Raw genomic sequence first — 20031 nt, forward strand, 5'->3', positions numbered from 1 at the left:
TCATGCGCATCGAACTGAAACCGGACCGGGAGTATGCCTGGTTTATCAAACCCTTTTTCTGGCTGCAAAAACGCAACTATGGCCAGGTGTTGATCCCCGGCAAATGCTGGGGGCGCTCCCCTCGCCTCTTCGCCGCCGTGGCGACCCTCTACGGGGTGATCAACCGCCGCCGCTCCCCCATTGACCCCGTGCTGCGTTCCCTGGTCACGGTACGGGTCTCCCAGCTCAACTGGTGCCGCTTCTGCGTCGATATCAACGCCATGACCCTGGTGGAGCGGGCCGGCTCGAGCGACAAGGTCGAGGCCCTGGCGAACTGGCGCGACTCGCCGCTGTTTGACGAACGCGAGCAGGCCGTGCTCGATTACGCCGAGGCAATGACCGGCCTCGATGGTGTCAACGACGATCAGGTGGCGCGGCTGCGCCCCTGGTTTGACGACGACGCCCTGGTCGAGCTCACCGGCCTCATCGCCTTTCAGAACATGTCGGCCAAGTTCAACGCCGCCCTCGACGTGCCAACCCAGGGCTTTTGCCAGCTGCCGGTGCAGCCCGGCTCCGGGGCGCCACGATGAGACGCGGGGTACTGCTCTGCCTGCTGCTCGCCCTGGTGGGCAGTTACTACGCCCTCGATCTGGGGCAGTGGCTCAACCTCGCCAGTCTGCAGCGCCACCAGGCTCAGTGGCAGGCCTGGGTCGATGGGCACTTCCTTCTGGCCGTACTCGGCTTCTTTTTTCTCTATGTGCTGAGCACCGGCCTCTCCCTGCCGGGGGCCACCCTGCTCACCCTGGGGGGCAGCGCCCTGCTCGGGATTGGCTGGGGGCTGCTGCTGGTCTCTCTGGCCAGTACCCTCGGCGCCTCTCTGGCCTTTCTCTCGGCCCGCTATCTGCTGCGCGGCGCTGTGAGCCGTCGCTTCGGCCCACAACTCGAGCGCATCAACGGCGGACTGGAGCGAGATGGCATCTATTACCTTATGACCCTGCGCCTGGTCCCCCTCTTCCCCTTCTTCATGGTCAATCTCTTGATGGGGCTCACCCGCATGCCCCTGACCACCTATGCCTGGGTCAGCCAGCTCGGCATGCTGCCAGCGACCTGCATCTATGTGCTGGCGGGCAGCGAGCTCGCCACCCTGGCCAGTACCGGGGAGGTGCTGTCGCCCGCCCTGATCGCTACCCTCTGCCTGCTCGGGCTGCTGCCCTGGCTGGGCAAGTTCATCGCCGCTCGGCTGGCCGAGCGACGCCGTCGGCAACGCTGGCCCAAGCCCAAACACTTTGATTACAACCTGCTGGTGGTGGGCGCCGGTGCCGGGGGGCTGGTCACCAGCTACATCGCCGCCGTGACCGGGGCCCGGGTCGGGCTTATCGAGGCCAGGGCCATGGGGGGGGATTGCCTCAACCACGGCTGTGTCCCCTCCAAGGCGCTGCTGCGCTCGGCCCGCTTCGCCGCCGAGCAGCACCGCGCCGGCGAGCTTGGCTTCAGCCCTGGCCAGAGCCAGCCCGACTTTGCTGCCGTGATGGAGCGGGTGGCCCGGGTGATCACAGAGGTGGCTCCTCACGACTCCATCGAGCGCTACCAGGGGCTGGGGGTCGAGTGCATCGAGGGGCGGGCACACCTGCGCTCGCCCTGGTCGGTCGAGGTGAACGGGGCCGTGCTGACCGCCCGTCATCTGGTGATCGCCACCGGCGCAAGGCCGCGCGTGCCCCCCATACCCGGGCTTGAGGGGGTAAACTACCTCACCTCCGACACCCTGTGGGATCTTCGCCGCCCGCCGCGCCATCTGATGATCCTGGGAGGCGGCCCCATCGGCTGCGAGCTGGCACAGGCCTTCGCCCTGCTCGGCGTTCCGGTCACCCTGATCGAGCAGGCCGAGCGCCTGCTGCCCCGGGAGGAGCCCGATGCGGCAAGGGTGATCGAAAAGACGCTGCGCAGCTGTGGTGTCGATGTAAAGCTGGCCTGCCAGGCACTGGCCGTGGCGCAAGACGGAGAGGCGATTACCCTGCACCTTCTAAAGGAACAGGATGAACACAGGATCACCGGTGATACCCTGCTGCTGGCCCTGGGGCGCCAGGCCAACGTGACCGGTTTCGGTCTCGAGGCGTTGGGGGTAGAGCTCACCGCCCAGGGCACCATTCGGGTGGATGACACCCTCGCCACCACTCACCCCTCCATCCTGGCGGTGGGGGATGTCGCAGGACCTTACCAGCTCACCCACGTGGCCGCCCATCAGGGGTGGTACGCCGCCATCAACGCCCTCTTTGGCTCCCTGCGCCGTTTTCGGGTCGATTACCGGGCCATTCCCCAGGTGGTCTACACCGAGCCCCAGCTGGCCCGGGTCGGCCTCACAGCAGCGGAAGCACGTGAGCGCGCCATCGGGTTTGAGCGCACCCGCTTCGAGCTGGCCGAGCTTGACCGAGCCATCTGCGACGCCGAGCGGGAGGGGTTTGTGGAGGTACTCACCGCACCGGGCAGCGATCGCCTGCTCGGGGTTACCCTGGTAGGGCCCGAGGCGGGAGAGCGCATCGCCGAGTTTACCCTGGCGATGCAGCACGGGCTCGGCCTTGGCAAGATCCTCGCGACCGTTCACCCCTACCCTACCCGCAGCGAGGGTAACAAGTACGTGGCCGGCCTCTGGCGACAGGCTCGCAAACCCCAACGGCTGCTCGCCCTGGCCGGACGCTGGCACGCCTGGCGCCGCGGCCCCCTTCCCCCCCATTCGGAGTCTTAAGGATGAGAAAAGAGATGGCCGCCCTGTTGCTGGCCCTGATCACCCTGCCCAGTTGGGCCGATCCACAGCGTCAGTGGCAACAGACCCTGCAGGAGGCTCGCGGCCAGCAGGTCTATCTGCACGCCTGGGGTGGCAGCCCGGAGGTCAATCGCTACCTGGCCTGGAGCGCCGACGAGATCAAGAAGCGCTTCGATATCACCCTGATCCAGGTCAAGGTCGATGACATAGCCCCGAGCGTCGCCTCTCTGCTGGCCCAGAAGCGGGCGGGCAAGGCCCGCGAAGGCACCATGGATCTGCTCTGGGTCAACGGGGAAAATTTCAAGTCGATGAAAGATAACGCCTTGCTCGGCGCCCCCTTCACTGCCGAGCTGCCCAACATGGCGCTGGTCGACGAGGGACTGCCGGTCGAACGGGACTTTACCGTACCGGTTGAGGGGCTGGAGGCCCCCTGGGGCATGGGGCAGCTCAACCTGATGGTCGACAAAGAGCGCGTTCCATCTCCCCCCACCAATGCCGCGGCCCTGCTCGCCTGGGCCCAAACCCATCCCGGGCGCTTCACCTATCCCAAGCCGCCCCAGTTTCACGGCTCGAGCTTCTTAAAGCAGATGCTGCTGGATCTCATCCCCGACCCGGCCCCCCTCTACAGTCCCACCGGGCAGAGCGATGCGGCCCGGGTGACCGCCCCCCTGTGGGCCTTCCTCGATGCCCTGCACCCGAGCCTCTGGCGCGCCGGCAAGCTCTTTCCCACCGGCGCCGCCGAGAGTCGCCAGCTGCTCGATGACGGCGAGCTGGACATGGCCCTGAGCTTCAACCCCCAAGAGGCCGCCTATGGCGTGCTAAGCGGCAATCTGCCCGAGGGGGTCGAAGCCGTGGTGATGCAAAAGGGGGCACTCACCAACGCCCACTTCCTCGCCATCCCCTTCAACGCCCGCTCTCGCGCGGGGGCCAAGGTGGTGGTCAACTTCCTGCTCAGCCCGGAGGCTCAGGCCCGCAAGGCCGATCCCGCCATCTGGGGTGACCCCGGCGTGCTGCGCCCCGAGGCGCTGCCCAAGGGCACACTACCGGCCCTGCGCTTTGCCGCCCAGGCCGAGCCACACCCCAGCTGGCAGCTCTATCTCGAGCGGGAGTGGGCCCGTCGCTATGGCCAGTGAGCGCCTGCGCCCCCTGGCCCTCATCACCACCCTGCTGCTGCTCGGCCTGCCCCTGTTGGCAGGTCTGGGGGCCCTGCTCCCGGCCCTGCGGGATGGGGCCGGCTGGTCGGCCCTGCTGGCCGCCCCCGGGCTCGCCACCTCGCTGCTACTGACCCTGGGGGTCTCCCTGGGGTCGACCCTGTTCACCCTGCTGCTCACCTTCGCCCTGCTGGCCCATGGCTGGGAGAGCCCCCCTTTGCGCCGCCTCGAGCGGTGGCTCTCCCCCCTGTTGGCCCTGCCCCACGTGGCCTTCGCGGTGGGACTCGCCTTTCTCGTTGCCCCCTCGGGCTGGCTGCTGCGCCTGCCCGCCCAGCTGCTCGGATGGAGCTTTCCGCCAGACTGGCAGACCCTGCGTGACCCCCTCGGACTGGGGTTGACACTGGCACTCACCCTCAAGGAGCTCCCCTTTCTGCTGCTGATGGCCCTCGCAGCCCTGCGCCGCCACGAGGTGACCCGCCAGCTTCATCTCGGCCAGAGTCTGGGCTTTTCCCCGGCTCAAGTGTGGTGGCGCCTGCTGCTGCCCGCCCTCTGGCCGAAGATCCGGCTGCCCCTGGCCGCCATCGCCGCCTATGGCTGCGGGGTGGTCGACCTGCCCCTGCTACTCGGCCCCGACGCCCCACCGGTGCTGGCCCAGCGTCTCTGGCTCTGGAGCCGGGAGGCTGACCTCTCCTTGCACCGGCTCGCCCATCAGGGTGCCCTGCTGCTGCTCAGCGCGGCGCTCTTGCTGCTCGCCCTGTTGCGATGGCTCGAGTATCTCGCCTGCCAGGGGCTCAGGCACCGCCAGCTTGACGGCCACCGCCGCCCGGCCCGGGCCCGCCGCTGGCCCGCAGCCCTCACCGGTCTGCTGCTCGCAGTGAATGGCGCCATACTGCTCGCCCTCTTGCTCTGGTCGGTGACTCGCCGCTGGCGTTTTCCCGATCTCTTTCCCACCCATCTCTCCTCGCTGGGATGGCAGGAGGCGCTGCCGACGGCGCTGCCTTTACTCGGCACCACACTGGCGCTGGCGCTGGTAACCACATGGCTTGCCGCCCTCTGGGCCCTGCTGGTGCTGGAGAGCGAGCGCCGCCCCTGGCCATTGTGGCTGCTCTGCCTGCCCCTGTTGCTGCCCCAGGCGAGCCTGCTGATCGGCTTGGATCAGGCCCTGGCCTATCTGGACACAACCCCGGGGATCGGCTGGGTGGTCTGGGGCCAGCTGCTGTTTGTCTTCCCCTATGTGTATCTGTGCCTGCGTGGCCCCTGGCATAGTTTCGATGAGCGGTTGATCCTGTGCGCCCGCGCCCTGGGTGCCTCCCCCTGGCGTGCCTGGTGGCGCATCAAGCTGCCCCTGCTCGCCCGCCCCCTGCTGGCCGCCCTGGCGGTCGGGGTGGCGGTCAGCCTGGCCCAATACCTGCCGACCCTGCTGCTCGGCGGCGGCCGGGTGATGACCCTGACCACGGAGGCGGTGGCCATCGGCAGCGGCCTCAACCGCCGGCTGGCCGGGCTCTATGCCCTGCTGCAACTGCTTATTCCCCTGGCCGCCTTCCTGCTGGCCCTCTGGCTGCCGGGCCGTATCAACCCTCTGGAGCGTCGCCCATGCTGAGCGTGCAATCCTTTACCCTCTATCAAGGGGAGCGCCCCCTGCTCAGGGTGCCCGACTTTTCCATCGCCCCCGGCGCCCCGCTGACCCTGATGGGACCCAGTGGCTGCGGCAAGAGCAGCCTGCTCGCCGCCCTGCTGGGCGCCCTGCCCGAGCGGGGTCAGAACGCCGCCCCGTCACGCCTCGAGGGGCATAGCCCCTTAAGCTGGGAGGGGCGTCTCACCCTGGCCGGGGAGCGCCTTCGTGAGCAACCCATAGAGCGGCGCGGCATCGGCATCCTGTTTCAGGACGATCTGCTGTTTGCTCACCTGACGGTGGCGCAGAACCTGCTCTTTGCCGTGCCGTCGGGGGACCCACAAGCGCGGCTCGGTGCCGTGGGCCGCGCCCTGGACGATGCGGGGCTCGGGGCGTTCGGCCAGCGCCTTCCCCACCAGCTCTCCGGTGGCGAGCGTGCCCGGGTGAGCCTGCTTCGCACCCTGCTCGCCCGCCCGCGCGCCCTGCTGCTCGATGAGCCCTTCTCCCGCCTCGATCAGCCCCTGCGGGCGGCATTTCGTCACTGGGTGTTTGCCCGCTGCGCGGCTATCCCCGTGCTGTTGGTGACCCACGACCCCGAGGACGCCCCGGGGGAGATCCTGCGCCTTGCCCCGGAGAACAGCCATGCTTGATCGCTACCTCGCCCCCCTCACCCGGCGCCCGCTGGCGGCCCTCGCCTCACCGCTGGCGCGACGGGGCGTCCGGGCCGATACGGTGACCCTGACCGCCTTTGCCATCGGCCTGCTGGCCGTGCCCCTGCTGGCCTTGAACCTCTATCCACTGGCCCTGGCCGCCATTCTTCTCAACCGGTTGGGCGACGGGCTCGATGGCGCCCTCGCACGTTATCAGGGGATCACCGACAGCGGCGGCTTTCTCGACATCACCTGCGACTTCATCTTCTACGCCGCCGTGGTACTGGGCTTTGCCCTGGCAAACCCCAACGCCAACGCCCTGCCGGCAGCCTTTCTGCTCTTCTGTTTCATGGGCACAGGCTCGAGTTTTCTCGCCTTCGCCGTGATGGCCGGCAAGCGGGGGATCGAAAGCCCTGTCTACCGCCACAAGTCGCTCTACTACATGGGGGGGATCACGGAGGGCAGCGAGACCCTGCTCTTTTTCATCCTTCTCTGTCTCTGGCCCCACGCATTCGCCCCTCTCGCCTGGGGTTTTGGTGCCCTCTGCCTGCTGACCGCCCTGACCCGCATTCTGGGAGGGGTCGATACCCTGCGTCGCCTCGAACGCAGCGTGTGCGATAAAATGTGATGAATTTCATAGCGTTGAGCATCTATTGATAAAAGTGACGGGTAGGCGTTCCCTGTTCATCCGGGGTACAGAGAGGATGGTTAATCTAAAAATATGATTTATGCGATAGGTTTTTGTCACTTTAATCGATTGTTTGTGCCCCCTATAGTGACAACCAGTTGAGCAGCGATGCTCAGTAACGCAGAACTTAAATCGAAAGACGCCTCAAGGAGCTTACGAATGTCTACCTACATCAACACCGAAATCAAGCCGTTCAACGCCACTGCCTACCACAACGGCAAGTTCATCCAGGTCTCCGATGCCGACCTGAAAGGCAAGTGGTCCGTTGTCTTCTTCTACCCGGCTGATTTCACCTTCGTCTGCCCGACCGAGCTGGGCGACCTCGCTGACAACTACGCCGAATTCCAGAAGCTGGGCGTCGAGATCTACTCCGTCTCCACCGACACCCACTTCACCCACAAGGCCTGGCACGACACTTCTGACACCATCCAGAAGATCCAGTACCCGATGATCGGCGACCCCACCGGCACCATCACCCGCAACTTCGGCGTGATGATCGAAGAAGCCGGTCTGGCTGACCGCGGCACCTTCGTCATCGACCCGCAGGGCATCATCCAGATCGTAGAGATCAACGCCGGCGGTATCGGCCGTGACGCCCTGGAGCTGCTGCGCAAAGTCAAGGCTGCCCAGTACGTTGCCGCTCACCCGGGTGAAGTATGCCCGGCCAAATGGAAAGAAGGCGAAGCCACTCTGGCCCCGTCCCTGGATCTGGTAGGCAAGATCTAAGCCTCCCCACTCCAAAGACCGGCCCGATTCAGGGCCGGTCTCTTTTCCGGACCACAGATACCGCCGACCCGCCATCCCTAGAAGGAATTCGACCATGCTGGATACCAACCTCAAACAACAGCTGAACACCTATCTGCAGTACATAGTCCATCCCATCGAGATCAGCGTGTCCGGCAACGACAGTGACAAATCCGCCGAACTGCTGGCACTGGCCAGCGAGATAAGCGGGATGTCGCCCAAGATTACCCAGACCTCTGGCACTGCCGCCCGCAAGCCTTCCATGAGCGTGGCCACCCAGGGCCAAGCCCCGCGCATTCACTTTGCCGGCATTCCCATGGGTCATGAATTTACTTCTCTGGTGCTCGCCCTGCTGCAAAGCGGCGGTCACCCCTCCAAGGCCGATGCGGCCGTGCAGGAGCAGATCAAGAGTCTCAAGGGCGAGTTCCACTTCGAGACCTATATTTCGCTCTCTTGCCACAACTGCCCGGACGTGGTTCAGGCCCTCAACCTGATGGCCACCCTGAACCCTGGCATCACCCATACCATGATCGACGGCGCCCTGTTTCAGGAAGAAGTCAACGAGCGCCAGATCATGGCGGTACCAAACGTCTATCTGAATGGTCAGCCATTCAGCCAGGGCCGCATTTCACTGGAAGAGATCGTCGCCAAGCTCGACACCGGCGCCGCCGAGCGCAAGGCCGCCGAACTGAATGAGAAAGATCCCTACGACGTGCTGGTGGTGGGCGGTGGCCCGGCTGGCGCTGCCGCCGCCATCTATGCCGCCCGCAAAGGCATTCGCACCGCCATCGTTGCCGAGCGTTTCGGTGGCCAGGTGATGGACACCGTCGGCATCGAGAACTTCATCTCCGTGCCCTACACCGAGGGCCCCAAGCTGGCCGCCAGCCTGGAGCAGCACGTCAAGCAGTACGGGGTGGAAGTGATCACCGAGCAGCGCGCCGCCGCCATCAGCCGTGACGGCTATGTCAACGTGGATCTCGCCTCTGGCGCCACCTTGAAGAGCCGCGCCGTGATCCTGGCGACCGGTGCCCGCTGGCGCGATCTGAACGTGCCGGGAGAACTCGAGTACCGCACCAAGGGTGTGGCTTACTGCCCCCACTGTGACGGCCCCTTCTTCAAGGGCAAGCGAGTTGCGGTGATCGGTGGCGGTAACTCCGGCATCGAGGCAGCCATCGACTTGGCCGGCATCGTCGAGCATGTCACCGTGGTGGAGTTCGCCGATACCCTGCGTGCCGACGAAGTATTGCAGAAGAAGGCCCGCTCCATGAGCAATATCGACATCATCATGAGCGCCCGCACCACCGAGGTGATCGGTGACGGCAGCAAGGTGGTGGGCATGGATTACGAAGATCGCACCACCGGCGAGATCAAGCATCTGGCAGTAGCCGGTATCTTCGTCCAGATCGGTCTGGTGCCGAACACCGAATTCCTCAAAGGGAGCGAGGTGGCTCTGACCCGCTTTGGCGAGATCGAGATCGACACCAAGGGCGCCACCTCCCTGCCCGGCGTCTACGCCGCAGGGGATGCCACTACTGTGCCGTTCAAGCAGATCATCATCTCCATGGGGGCTGGCGCCACCGCCGCGCTGGGGGCGTTTGATTACCTCATCCGCAACCCGGCACCGGAAGCGGCCACAACCGAGGCCGACGCAGTCATCGCCTGATCGCACCAAAAACAATAAGCCGACACTGAGTGTCGGCTTTTTTTATGGCCTAACGTCGAGCATAAAAAAAACCGGCCAATAAGGCCGGTGAAACAGTTCAGGCTTGTCAGGTGACAACGCAACCCAGCGGATGACAGGCGTCACCAAATTCCATTTGGACTCGACCTGTCTTGGGTGCGGGGAATAGAGTAGATCACCGACACTGAACCTTGCCTGAATCAGCAGAGACGATACCCCAGCGACTGGCGCAGATAGGCCCCCGCGCCCAGCAAACCGGGCCCTTCATGAGTAATGAGAAACACCGGAATGGGGTGCAGGTAGGACTTGAAACGCCCCTTGTCCTCGAAGGCCACCCGAAATCCAGACCCCAGGAAAAACTCCTGAAAACGCGGCACTATGCCACCGGCGATATAGACGCCGCCGAAGGTACCCATGTTGAGGGCCAGATTGCCGCCAAAGCGGCCCATCAAAACGCAGAATAGGCTCAGAGTACGACGACAATCGAGACAACTATCGGCCAGGGCCCGCTCTGTGATCTCCTTGGGCTCCAACGCCTCGGGCTCACGTCCATCAGACTTGACCAGGCCGCGATAGAGGTTGACCAGACCAGGCCCCGAGAGGAAACGCTCGGCCGAGACATGGCCCAGTTCACCGCGCATGACCTGAAGGACTGCATCCTCCTCTTCACAGTTGGAAGAGAAATCCACATGACCCCCTTCGCCGGGCAGGCTAATCCACTCACCATTGGCCTGGATAAGGTGAGCCACACCGAGACCGGTGCCGGCACCATAGATGGCGACAGGTTTGCCGGCCTGGGGCTCGCCACCACCGATCTGGATGCGGTCTGACTCAGCCAGTACCGGAATCGCCATGGAGACGGCAGTGAAATCGTTGATCACAAATAGCTTCTCAAGCCCCAGATTGTGGCGCATCTCCTCGATGGAGAACTCCCAGCTGTGGTTGGTCATGGCCACCCAGTCCCCCTGGACAGGACAGGCGATAGCGATACAGGCCTGACTGACAGCCTGGTCGGTCTCTTCGAGATAGAGGCGAATCACCGCCTCGAGGCTGGGATGATCGGCCCCGGAGAAGGTTCGGCTGTGGCTGATGGCACCGCTGGCCAGTTCACATAACGCCAGGCGGGCATTGGTCCCCCCCACATCGCCTACCAGGGCATGGGTCTGCTGCATGATAAAACTCCTTCGTTACAGATGGTGCAAGGCGCCGGCGCGCCTCTCTTGTTATGGGGTCATTCTACCCCTCTGATAGGGAGTTACGGGATCTGGCTCGACACAAACGTGCACTGGGTCACAATGTGGTTAGTTTGCTACATTTGTAACCGCTTTCAGGGTTTCAATGGGTACTCAGGGGATCTTGAAAGAAATTATTAGACATGGGTCATACTTTACATGACCGCAATTAGGGCGCATAACTGCTTGTCATGTATAGTCGTTGCACAATTGGAATCCGTGCATGAGCTGTCTATCAGTGCAAAGACACTGAAGCTAAGTTACAAAAAACCTGGTGGTGATGATGAATACCCTCGAAAAAATTACCAAAAACTTGGAAAGTTTCAGTAAATCGGAGCGCAAGGTTGCCGAGGTGATTCTGGCCTCCCCCCAGACGGCCATTCACTCCAGCATTGCCGCCCTGGCCAAGATGGCCGACGTGAGCGAGCCGACCGTCAACCGCTTCTGCCGCCGCCTGGACACCAAGGGATTCCCCGACTTCAAGCTGCATCTGGCCCAGAGCCTCGCCAACGGTACCCCCTATGTGAATCGCCACGTAGAGGCCGAAGATGGTCCGGATGCCTATACCTCCAAGATTTTTGAGTCCACCATGGCCTGCCTCGATGCGGCCAAAAACAGCCTGGATACCGGCGTCATCAATCGCTGTGTCGACATCCTGACCCAGTCCAAGAAGATCAGCTTCTTCGGCCTCGGCGCCTCCAGCGCCGTCGCCCGTGACGCCCAAAACAAGTTCTTCCGCTTCAATATTCCTGTGGTCTGCTTCGATGACATCGTCATGATGCGCATGAGCTGCATCAACAGCTCGGAAGGTGATGTGGTGGTGCTTATCTCTCATACCGGCCGCACCAAGGCACTGGTCGAGATCGCCGCCCTGGCCCGGGAAAACGACGCCACCGTTATCGGTATGACCGCCAAGGACTCCCCCCTGGCGCGGGAGTGCAACCTGGTGCTCTCCATGGACGTGCCGGAAGACACCGATGTCTATATGCCCATGGCTTCGCGCATCGCCCAGCTGGCCCTCATCGATGTGCTGGCCACCGGCTTCACCCTGCGCCGGGGCATGAAGTTTCGCGAAAATCTAAAAAAGGTCAAAGAGGGGTTACGTGAATCCCGCTTTGACAACTCCAGCTCATCCTGATGAGAACAGGGGCCCAGGCCCCTGTTTTCGTTTTTTGCCCCACCCTGGTGTATGGTAAGGACAGCCTCGCGCTGTGCACACCGTCCGTTTTCTCTCATCCTAATGGAGTTTTCTCATGGCTAGACGTACTAAAATCGTGACCACTCTGGGTCCGGCCACCGACCGCGAGGGGATCCTCGAAGGCATCATCAAGGCCGGTGCCGATATGGTACGGATGAACTTCTCCCACGGCACCCCGGAAGATCACATCGAGCGAGCCAATCGGGTGCGTGAGATCGCCGCCTCGTTGGGTCGTCATGTGGCCATTCTGGGTGATCTGCAGGGCCCCAAGATCCGGGTGTCCACCTTCAAGGACGGCAAGATCTATCTGGCCATCGGTGATCAGTTTGTACTCGACGGCACCCTTGGCAAGGGAGAAGGCACTCAGGAGCAGGTCGGGATCGACTATAAAGAGCTGCCCAAGGACGTGGTGCCGGGCGACATCCTGCTGCTCGACGACGGCCGTGTACAACTCAAGGTCGAGCGCGTCGAAGGCTCCCGCATTCACACCACAGTCACCGTCGCCGGTCCCCTCTCCAACAACAAGGGGATCAACAAGAAGGGGGGTGGCCTCTCCGCTCCGGCCCTGACCGCCAAAGACAAGGAAGATATCAAGACCGCCGCTCGCATGGGGGTTGACTACCTGGCCGTCTCCTTCCCGCGCAGCGGCGATGATCTGCGTTATGCCCGCGAGCTGGCCCGCGAGGCCGGTTGCGACGCCAAGATAGTGGCCAAGGTCGAGCGTGCCGAGACCGTCGCCACCGACGAGGCGATGGAAGATATCATCCTCGGTGCCGATGCCGTGATGGTGGCCCGTGGCGATCTGGGTGTCGAGATCGGCGATCCCGAACTGGTCGGTGTGCAGAAGAAGCTGATCCGCTTCTCCCGTCGCCTCAACCGTGTGGTCATCACCGCCACCCAGATGATGGAGTCCATGATCAATGCCCCGCTGCCGACCCGTGCCGAGGTAATGGATGTGGCCAACGCCGTGCTCGACGGCACCGATGCCGTTATGCTCTCCGCCGAAACGGCTGCAGGCAGCTTCCCCATCGAGACCGTCAATGCCATGGCCAGCGTCTGTGTGGGTGCAGAGAAACATCCCAGCCTCAACGTCTCCAATCACCGCATGAACTACACCTTCACCTCGGTGGAGGAGACGGTCGCCATGTCGACCATGTATGCCGCCAATCACCTGCAAGGGGTCAAGGCTATCGTGGCACTGACCGAGTCTGGCACCACCCCGCTGCTGATGTCGCGTATCAGCTCCGGCCTGCCCATCTTCGCCCTCTCCCCCCATGGCCGCACCCTGGCCTGGACCAACCTCTACCGCGGTGTAACCCCGGTGTTGTTTGACGGGGATGAGACCAAGCCGGTCTACGAGATCTGCCGCGACGCACTGGACGTGCTCAAGGCCAAGGGACTGCTGCAAAGCGGCGACATGGTCCTGCTCACCCACGGTGACAAGATGGAGACCGTCGGCAGCACCAATACCTGCAAGGTGATGGTGGTGGAGTAATGCTCCTCGCGATGCAATGACAAAGGGCGCCGATGGCGCCCTTTTTATCATCGGCCCGCTCAGGCCGCGTCGTTGAGACTGGTCCCCTCGAGGGGAGTTCCCTCCAGCACCCCCGGCTCGAAGTGATCCACCTGGATCGCCTCGTAGCGCAGGGCCTCGGCGGCACGCAGCCTGGCCACCTCGTCGGCACTCAGCACGCCCTTCTCCTCGGCAGCCAGCAGCAGCTCGGCGAAGGGGAGCTTGCGGGGCAGACGCCCCTCTTTCTGGGCCTGTGCCAACTTCTTCTCGAAGGGCTGCACGGCGCTCATGGCCAGGAAGGCACGCTCCATCAAGCCGATGGGATCGGCCTCATCCTTGCCCACATAGCAGAGGGCCGAGAGGCGGTCGCGCAAATCACCCGGCTTCATCATGGCCTCGCAGATGGCGTGGCAGCGATCGTCACCCGGCATGCGGTAACCGATACCAAACGGGAAGACCACCCGCTTGAGCACCATACCGACCACCTTGTTCGGGAAGTTCTGGAAGAAGCCGTCAAACGCCTTGCCGATGAGATAGAGATTACGCTCTACCGCATACTGAACGAACGGCAGATCGGCCACCATACGCCCCTGATCCTCATAGTGCTTGAGGGTGGCGGAGGCCAGATAGAGGTGGCTCAATACGTCGCCCAGACGCGCGGAGATCATCTCCTTGCGCTTGAGATCGCCCCCCAGCATCAGCATGGAGATGTCGGCACACAGGGCCAGCCCCTTACTCATACGGGTCAGCTGCTTGTAGTAACGGGCGGTCTCGCCGGCGACTGGCGCCGTGTTGAGTTGCCCCAACGTCAGTCCCTGGAACAGGGAGCCAAAGAAGTTGCCGGTACCGAAGGCGATATGCTTCATCAGCAGACCGTCAAACTTCTCGAGGCCACGCTCGAAGTCCGGATCGGCAGCCGCCTCCATCTCGCCAAACACATAGGGATGGCAACGGGTGGCGCCCTGGCCGAAGATCATCAGGTTACGGGTCAGGATGTTGGCCCCTTCCACCGTGATGGCCACCGGGATCCCCAGATAGGCATAGCCGGTATAGTTCTTGGGACCAAGCTGGATGGCACGACCGGCGTGGATATCCATGGAGTCGTCGATGATCTGACGGGCCATCTCGGTCATGTGGTATTTGGAGATGGCGGTGACGATGGCCGGCGCCTGGCCGAGATCCAGGGAGCCGGCCGTCATGCGACGGGCCCCTTCCAGTTGATAGGTCAGACCACCGATGCGGGCCAGGGCTTCCTGGATCCCCTCGAACTTGCCGATGGACATACCAAATTGCTTGCGTACATAGGCGTAGGCACTGGTAGTACGGCTCGCCATGTGGCCACAGGCGGTGCCGAGCGCCGGCAACGAGATACCACGACCGGCGGAGAGACACTCGACCAGCATGCGCCAACCACGACCGGCAAAGTCAGGGCCACCGATGATCCAGTCGAGGGGGATGAAGACATCCTTGCCGAAGGTGGGGCCATTGAGGAAGGCCAGCCCCATGGGATAGTGGCGATCACCGACACGCACACCCGGGTGACTGGTCGGGATCAGGGCGCAGGTGATGCCGAGCTCCTCTTTATCCCCCATCAGGTGATCCGGGTCGTAGAGCTTGAAGGCCAGGCCCAGCACGGTGGCACGCGGTGCCAGGGTAATGTAGCGCTTGTTCCAGTTGAGGCGAATCCCGAGCACCTCTTTACCCTGATATTCGCCCTTGCAGACGATGCCTTTATCCGGAATAGAGCCGGCATCGGAGCCCGCCTCGGGACCGGTCAGGGCGAAGCAGGGGATCTCCTTGCCATTGGCCAGACCCGGCAGCCAGAAGTTCTTCTGCTCCTCGGTGCCATAGTGCATCAAGAGCTCACCCGGGCCGAGAGAGTTCGGTACCATCACGGTAACCGCCACGCTCAGGCTCTTGGTGGCAATACGGGTGACTATGGTGGAGTTGGCGATGGCCGAAAATTCACGCCCACCATAACTCTTGGGGATAATCAAAGAGAAGAACCCCTCTTTCTTGAGGTAATCCCACACCTCCTCCGGCAGCTCCTTGGTTTCGTTGACTATCTTGAAGTCGTCGATCATGGCGAGCAGCGTCTCGACCTGATTGTCGATAAACGCCTGCTCATCGGCGCTCAGCTCGGCCTTGCCGTAACCGTGCAGTTTTTTCCAGTCCGGGTTGCCGCGAAACAGCTCCCCGTCCCACCAGACCGAGCCCGCTTCCATGGCTTCGCGCTCGGTCGCCGACAGGGGTGGCAGTATCTTCTTGAAGATGCCAAATACCGGGCGGGTCACCCACTGCTTGCGCAGTGAGGGTACGCCCAGCACTACGGCGACCGCCAGGACCAGCAGGAGTAGCAATGTGGTCATGATTTCCATTCCTTCTATTTCACAGTTCCGTTGACATTGTTGTGGTTGTTAGCCGGCCAGGGAGAGCCTGGCCGATTCCACTGGCGCACCGACCCCGGCCGCCAGGTAAGGAATAACGTTACGCACCAGCCCTTCCACATCGAGCTGCTGGCCAAAATCGGCCTGGGCGATGTCACGCAGTGCATCGGCCGAGGCCATGGTGAAGACGACGGTGCCCAGGGTAAAATGAAGACGCCAGAAGAGATCCGCCGGCGAGAGCGCCGGATTGGCGCGGGAGATGGAGCCAGAGATGCGACCCATCACCTCCCCGTAGTGGGTAGTAATGAAACGGCGCAGGTGACCCTGACTGTCGATATAGCCACGACCGAGCAATTGCATAAATAGCGTTGGCCCGTTGCCGCGCACCTCGGTCAGGGACATCAGAGGCTCGACGAAGGCCTCAAATACCTCGAGCAGGGTCACCTCATCCCGTTGCTGCAAACGCGAAAGCTGCGCATCGAGACGGGGCATAAAAAGGCTGAGATAGCGATCCAGCACAGCCTGGATCAGCTCTTTCTTGGATCCGAAGTGATAGTTGACCGAAGCCAGGTTGACATCAGCCTCCCCCGTAATGAGGCGCAGAGAGGTATCGGCGAAACCGCGCTCGGCGAAGAGCACCTCGGCCGCGTCGAGAATTCGGTGTTTGGTGTCGGTCTTACTCACAAAAACGCCCTCTTAAACAGATGTTTAAAAAGTACGTTTCACGCCCAATCATGTCAAGAGAGTGTTAATGCGATTAACAAAATGTTTTTTTGAACTTTGTGACGCAGCCACAGTCTATATCTATGCCACTGCAATTAAGCATTAGTCTTTGCCCAACCTTCCCTGTGTTAGTTGGGCTTTTTTTTTGCCTTGATGCCACTGAAGCAAAAAAACCGCCGTAGTGACGGCGGTGGGGAAAGAGAAGGCCTTGTCCCTTGACCTTCAGTTGAAGAGGTTCAGGCAGCCCTTCAACTGCTTCTATTCTCCCCTTTCCTCGTCAGCCAAGTGTGTCAGCCCTGGTGATATTTGTAACAAGGTGTGGCAATGGTTCAGCCAGAAGCCATTTGCTATGCTGGCCCTTCACAGCGGAGGAAACCCCATGAAGTATCTGGTTGACACCCATACCCATACTATCGCCAGCACCCATGCCTACAGTACCATCCATGACTATCTGCCGGTGGCCAAGGCCAAAGGGATCGCCCTGTTTGCCACTACGGATCACGGTCCTGAGATGGCCGATGCCCCCCACTACTGGCACTTCGTTAACCTGAGGGTATTGCCAAGAGTAATCGATGGCGTGGGCATACTGCGCGGGATCGAGGCCAACATCAAAAACGAGGCAGGGGATATCGACTTCCCTGACCACTACCTTCCGGTGCTGGATCTGGTTATGGCTGGCTTCCATGAGCCCGTCTTCCCTCCCCGAGACCAAGACAGCCACACCCGCGCCATGATCAATGCGATACGAAGCGGCAGGGTCGACATCATCAGCCATCCGGGCAATCCCGCTTTTCCCATCGACATCGATGCCGTGGTCAGAGCCGCCGCCGAGCATCGGGTAGCCCTTGAGGTCAACAACTCCTCTTTCGAGTACTCCCGCAAGGGGAGCGAGTCCAATTGCCGAGCCATCGTCGAGGCAGCCCGGGATCACGGTGCCTGGCTCGCCTTCGGCTCAGACTCTCATGTCGCCTTTACGCTGGGGGACTTCGACCACTGCCGACGACTGGTAGAAGAAGCGGGATTCCCGCGCGATCGCTTGCTCGCCCGCACGCCAGAGACACTGCTTGGATTTCTGGAGCAACGAGGCCACCCGCGGATCACCGAGTTTGATACACTGCGCGCCCTATATGGCTGAACAAAACGCGACCAAAGCCTTGGTCGTGTAAAGTTTTTTCAAACAACCCATTGACTCACAATGGCTTTTTCCTATCATCTAGCAACATTGCCGGTGTAGCTCAGTTGGTAGAGCAGCGCATTCGTAATGCGAAGGTCGCAGGTTCGACTCCTGTTACCGGCACCAAATTTTATCAAACAAAACAGTAGTTTGGGTGTTGCAGCTTGATGCGTTACTGAGCGTTGGAATGCAGCATTTAGCTTATCCAGTGTGGCAAAATTGTGGCATGCCACACTGGCCTGATAGCGGCGAATGATGCTTGCCAGTGCATGACATAGCAAAACACTGCTGGTAGACTTCATTTCGTCACGTAACATCGGACGACAGGCACTAATTATTTATACCCTCAAGGCCGGGCATGGTGCCGCTCAGGTCAATTACCGATTAGCTAACCGGCACAGCTATTCGATGACCCTTGCCGCCTTGATGGGTTATGACCATGAAACAAACCTCTATTACCACCTCCAGCGTGGTGCTTTTGACTGTTGAGCAATTGGCTCTCTGTCTGCATAAATCCGTTGCTAGCATCCGTAGTGACGCGACTCGCAACCCTTGTTCACTTCCCCCTATCTGCCGTTTACCAGGAACCAAGCGTTTGCTCTGGCGTGCTGAAGATGTTGAGCTTTGGCTTGCTGAACATGTCATTAGCCAGGGTTTGGATGATCGAGCGGTTAAATCGGCAGATATGCCTCGGCGTGGCCGGCCAACCAAAGCCGAGCAGCTAGCACGACAAAAGTCACAGAATTCAAACGCTAAGAGGTAAGCCATGGCTCTTGACCTACTAGCTGCGTTTGAACAGGAGCCGCCTGCTCTTGACTTCATATGGCCTGGATTTTTGGCCGGTACTGTGGGAGCTCTGATCGCACCAGGAGCAACAGGTAAAAGCTTTTGGGCATTGCAGGCCGCAATGGCCGTGGCTTGCAAAGAGTCTGATGGCGATCTGTTGCAACTACGCCCGACCCGTTCAGGCCGAGTGATCTATATGGCTGGTGAAGATCCGGCTGCAGTGCTTAGTCACCGCGTCCATGCGCTTGGCAAACATCTATCGCCCAAAGCGAGGGCCTCTATTGCCACAAACCTCGCATTGGAACCGATGATGGGGGTGAGTTTAGATCTGATGAATCCGGACTGTTTTCAGGCTCTGGTGCAGAAGGTAGATGGATATCGCCTTGTTGTTCTCGACACCCTCAGCCGTATGCATCAGATGGACGAAAATAGTAACGGAGACATGTCCCAGCTGATTACCCGACTTGAGTCGCTGGCCGCAAATACGGGGGCTGCGGTGCTCTATTTACATCACGCCAGCAAGGGGAGCGCGAGGGATGGCAGTCTTGATCAGCAGCAGGCAGCCAGAGGCGCATCTGCGTTGATTGATAACATCCGATGGTGTGGTTACATCGTGCGGATGGGGGAAGAAGAAGCAAACCAGCTAACCGAGATTCAACGTGGTAGTACACCCATCGGAAACTCTCGACGCAGTGCGTTTGTGCGCTTTGGGGTATCCAAGCAGAACTATGGCACTGCGATCAAAGATCAATGGTTTGAACGCCAAGAAGGGGGCGTATTACATCCGGTACAACTCATGGAACCTCCCCAGGCGCGAGAGCGAAGGAGGTTTGCTCATGGCTATTGAACTTACCCACGCGCGCCATGATCCGATGCACTGCCTTGCTCCTGGTCTATTCCGCAGTTTAAAGCGAGGGGAGAGAAAGAAGTTAAAGCTGGATGTGACGTATAGCTATGGACAGAACCAAAGCGCTCGTTTTATTGGTTTTGAGCCATTAGGGGCTGATGATATGCGACTGCTACAAGGGCTGGTTGCGCTATCTGGTCCCAAGGGCGTTATTCTGACCTCTGCGCCATCAGCAGCTATTCCTAAGCGACTTCGTTTGGCCTTAGCATCGGAGTTTGATAGTGCGGACTGCCGTTGCTTGGTGGTGCAGTCTCGTATCACTCAGCTACTCGAAGAGATTGGTCTATGCAAAAGCGGCAGAAACCTTAAAACCCTAAAGGCTAGCCTGATCAGGATGTCGAATGTCACCGTTGTCATTCAAGGTGACTCTCGCTGTGCATCCTTCCACCTGATGAGTCATCTCTTTGATGATCATGATAACGCGCTATACATCTGTTTGAACCCACAGATTGCAGAAGCCGTTCTCGGTGGACGGCCACATGCTCGCATCGATATGAATGAAGTGCGTAGCCTCAAGAGCGATCCTGCTCGATTGATCCATCAACGCCTATGCGGGTGGATCGATCCTGGTAAATCAGGGCGCGCGTCCTTGGATACTCTGTGCAGTTACATCTGGCCGGATCCTGCGATTGCTGATGCGATGAGAAAGCGCCAGCAGATTGCTCGTAGAGCTGTGGGGGAGCTGTTCACGATAGGTTGGTTGGTAACTGAATACCGCAAAGATATGTGGGAGATCCGCAGGCCACGGAACAGTGATCTGACCCAGCAATCGTGGACACCGGGTTAAGCAGCTACCTTCTCAAACTCCTCTGGGGTTTGGTAACCCAAAGTGCTGTGCAGGCGATGTC

Annotated in this window: 16 protein-coding genes and 1 tRNA gene; 14 read left to right on the forward strand and 3 right to left on the reverse strand. The window is 61.1% G+C overall.

Features of this window, described 5'->3' with window-relative positions; translation table 11 throughout:
• Nucleotides 1-2: 2 nt before the first annotated feature.
• From AB5Y48_RS15520 to ahpF, 8 genes are all read left to right on the forward strand, one after another.
• Nucleotides 3-569, forward strand: coding sequence for a carboxymuconolactone decarboxylase family protein (locus AB5Y48_RS15520; RefSeq protein ID WP_136613312.1), 567 nt, complete (start codon nucleotides 3-5; stop codon nucleotides 567-569).
• The gene (locus tag AB5Y48_RS15525; protein WP_368165031.1) at nucleotides 566-2719 is read left to right on the forward strand and encodes an FAD-dependent oxidoreductase; all 2154 of its coding nucleotides are present in this window, start codon (nucleotides 566-568) and stop codon (nucleotides 2717-2719) included. The genes AB5Y48_RS15520 and AB5Y48_RS15525 overlap by 4 nt, the downstream gene beginning before the upstream one ends.
• A 14-nt stretch (nucleotides 2720-2733) precedes the next feature.
• Nucleotides 2734-3870, forward strand: coding sequence for an ABC transporter substrate-binding protein (locus AB5Y48_RS15530; RefSeq protein WP_368165046.1), 1137 nt, complete (start codon nucleotides 2734-2736; stop codon nucleotides 3868-3870).
• Nucleotides 3860-5488 (forward strand): ABC transporter permease, encoded by a 1629-nt coding sequence (locus AB5Y48_RS15535; RefSeq protein ID WP_368165032.1) that lies wholly within the window; start codon nucleotides 3860-3862, stop codon nucleotides 5486-5488. The genes AB5Y48_RS15530 and AB5Y48_RS15535 overlap by 11 nt, the downstream gene beginning before the upstream one ends.
• Nucleotides 5482-6150, forward strand: a complete 669-nt coding sequence (locus AB5Y48_RS15540; RefSeq protein ID WP_368165034.1) for an ATP-binding cassette domain-containing protein — start codon at nucleotides 5482-5484, stop codon at nucleotides 6148-6150. Before AB5Y48_RS15535 ends, AB5Y48_RS15540 begins: the two co-directional genes overlap by 7 nt.
• Nucleotides 6143-6778 carry a CDP-alcohol phosphatidyltransferase family protein gene (locus tag AB5Y48_RS15545; protein WP_050666116.1) on the forward strand — a complete coding sequence of 212 codons (636 nt, stop codon included), beginning with the start codon at nucleotides 6143-6145 and terminating at the stop codon, nucleotides 6776-6778. Before AB5Y48_RS15540 ends, AB5Y48_RS15545 begins: the two co-directional genes overlap by 8 nt.
• A gap of 219 nt (nucleotides 6779-6997) precedes the next feature.
• Nucleotides 6998-7564, forward strand: coding sequence for an alkyl hydroperoxide reductase subunit C (gene ahpC, locus AB5Y48_RS15550; RefSeq protein ID WP_050666115.1), 567 nt, complete (start codon nucleotides 6998-7000; stop codon nucleotides 7562-7564).
• 94 nt (nucleotides 7565-7658) lie between these two features.
• Entirely contained in the window at nucleotides 7659-9245 is a 1587-nt protein-coding gene (gene ahpF / locus AB5Y48_RS15555; protein ID WP_368165036.1) for an alkyl hydroperoxide reductase subunit F, read from the forward strand.
• A gap of 218 nt (nucleotides 9246-9463) precedes the next feature.
• Here ahpF and glk read toward each other — a convergent pair whose 3' ends face one another.
• A complete protein-coding gene (glk, locus tag AB5Y48_RS15560) occupies nucleotides 9464-10435 on the reverse strand; it encodes a glucokinase (RefSeq protein WP_050666113.1) in 972 nt (323 codons plus the stop codon).
• Nucleotides 10436-10778: 343 nt separating this feature from the next.
• Between glk and AB5Y48_RS15565 the strand changes: the two genes are divergently transcribed.
• Together AB5Y48_RS15565 and pyk are read left to right on the forward strand one after the other, a co-directional pair.
• On the forward strand, nucleotides 10779-11633 hold the full coding sequence (locus AB5Y48_RS15565) for a MurR/RpiR family transcriptional regulator (protein WP_168929875.1): 855 nt from the start codon (nucleotides 10779-10781) through the stop codon (nucleotides 11631-11633).
• Between the two features lie 115 nt (nucleotides 11634-11748).
• Nucleotides 11749-13188 (forward strand): pyruvate kinase, encoded by a 1440-nt coding sequence (gene pyk / locus AB5Y48_RS15570; RefSeq protein WP_050666111.1) that lies wholly within the window; start codon nucleotides 11749-11751, stop codon nucleotides 13186-13188.
• Nucleotides 13189-13247: 59 nt separating this feature from the next.
• Here pyk and AB5Y48_RS15575 read toward each other — a convergent pair whose 3' ends face one another.
• Nucleotides 13248-15575 (reverse strand): acyl-CoA dehydrogenase, encoded by a 2328-nt coding sequence (locus AB5Y48_RS15575; RefSeq protein ID WP_136613305.1) that lies wholly within the window; start codon nucleotides 15573-15575, stop codon nucleotides 13248-13250.
• A 48-nt stretch (nucleotides 15576-15623) separates the two neighbouring features.
• Complete coding sequence (locus tag AB5Y48_RS15580) at nucleotides 15624-16277, reverse strand: TetR/AcrR family transcriptional regulator (protein WP_224160654.1); 654 nt, start codon at nucleotides 16275-16277, stop codon at nucleotides 15624-15626.
• Nucleotides 16278-16695: 418 nt separating this feature from the next.
• Between AB5Y48_RS15580 and AB5Y48_RS15585 the strand changes: the two genes are divergently transcribed.
• From AB5Y48_RS15585 to repC, 4 genes are all read left to right on the forward strand, one after another.
• Nucleotides 16696-17451: a phosphatase gene (locus AB5Y48_RS15585; RefSeq protein ID WP_368165039.1), complete on the forward strand. Its 756-nt coding sequence runs from the start codon at nucleotides 16696-16698 to the stop codon at nucleotides 17449-17451.
• A gap of 89 nt (nucleotides 17452-17540) precedes the next feature.
• Nucleotides 17541-17616 (forward strand) — tRNA-Thr (locus tag AB5Y48_RS15590).
• 640 nt (nucleotides 17617-18256) lie between these two features.
• On the forward strand, nucleotides 18257-19123 hold the full coding sequence (locus tag AB5Y48_RS15595; RefSeq protein ID WP_368165041.1) for a helicase RepA family protein: 867 nt from the start codon (nucleotides 18257-18259) through the stop codon (nucleotides 19121-19123).
• On the forward strand, nucleotides 19113-19970 hold the full coding sequence (gene repC / locus AB5Y48_RS15600; RefSeq protein ID WP_368165042.1) for a replication protein C, IncQ-type: 858 nt from the start codon (nucleotides 19113-19115) through the stop codon (nucleotides 19968-19970). Before AB5Y48_RS15595 ends, repC begins: the two co-directional genes overlap by 11 nt.
• The last annotated feature ends 61 nt before the right edge of the window (nucleotides 19971-20031 follow it).

The sequence above is a fragment of the Aeromonas sp. R6-2 genome (genome assembly GCF_040908155.1).
Lineage (GTDB): Bacteria > Pseudomonadota > Gammaproteobacteria > Enterobacterales > Aeromonadaceae > Aeromonas > Aeromonas schubertii.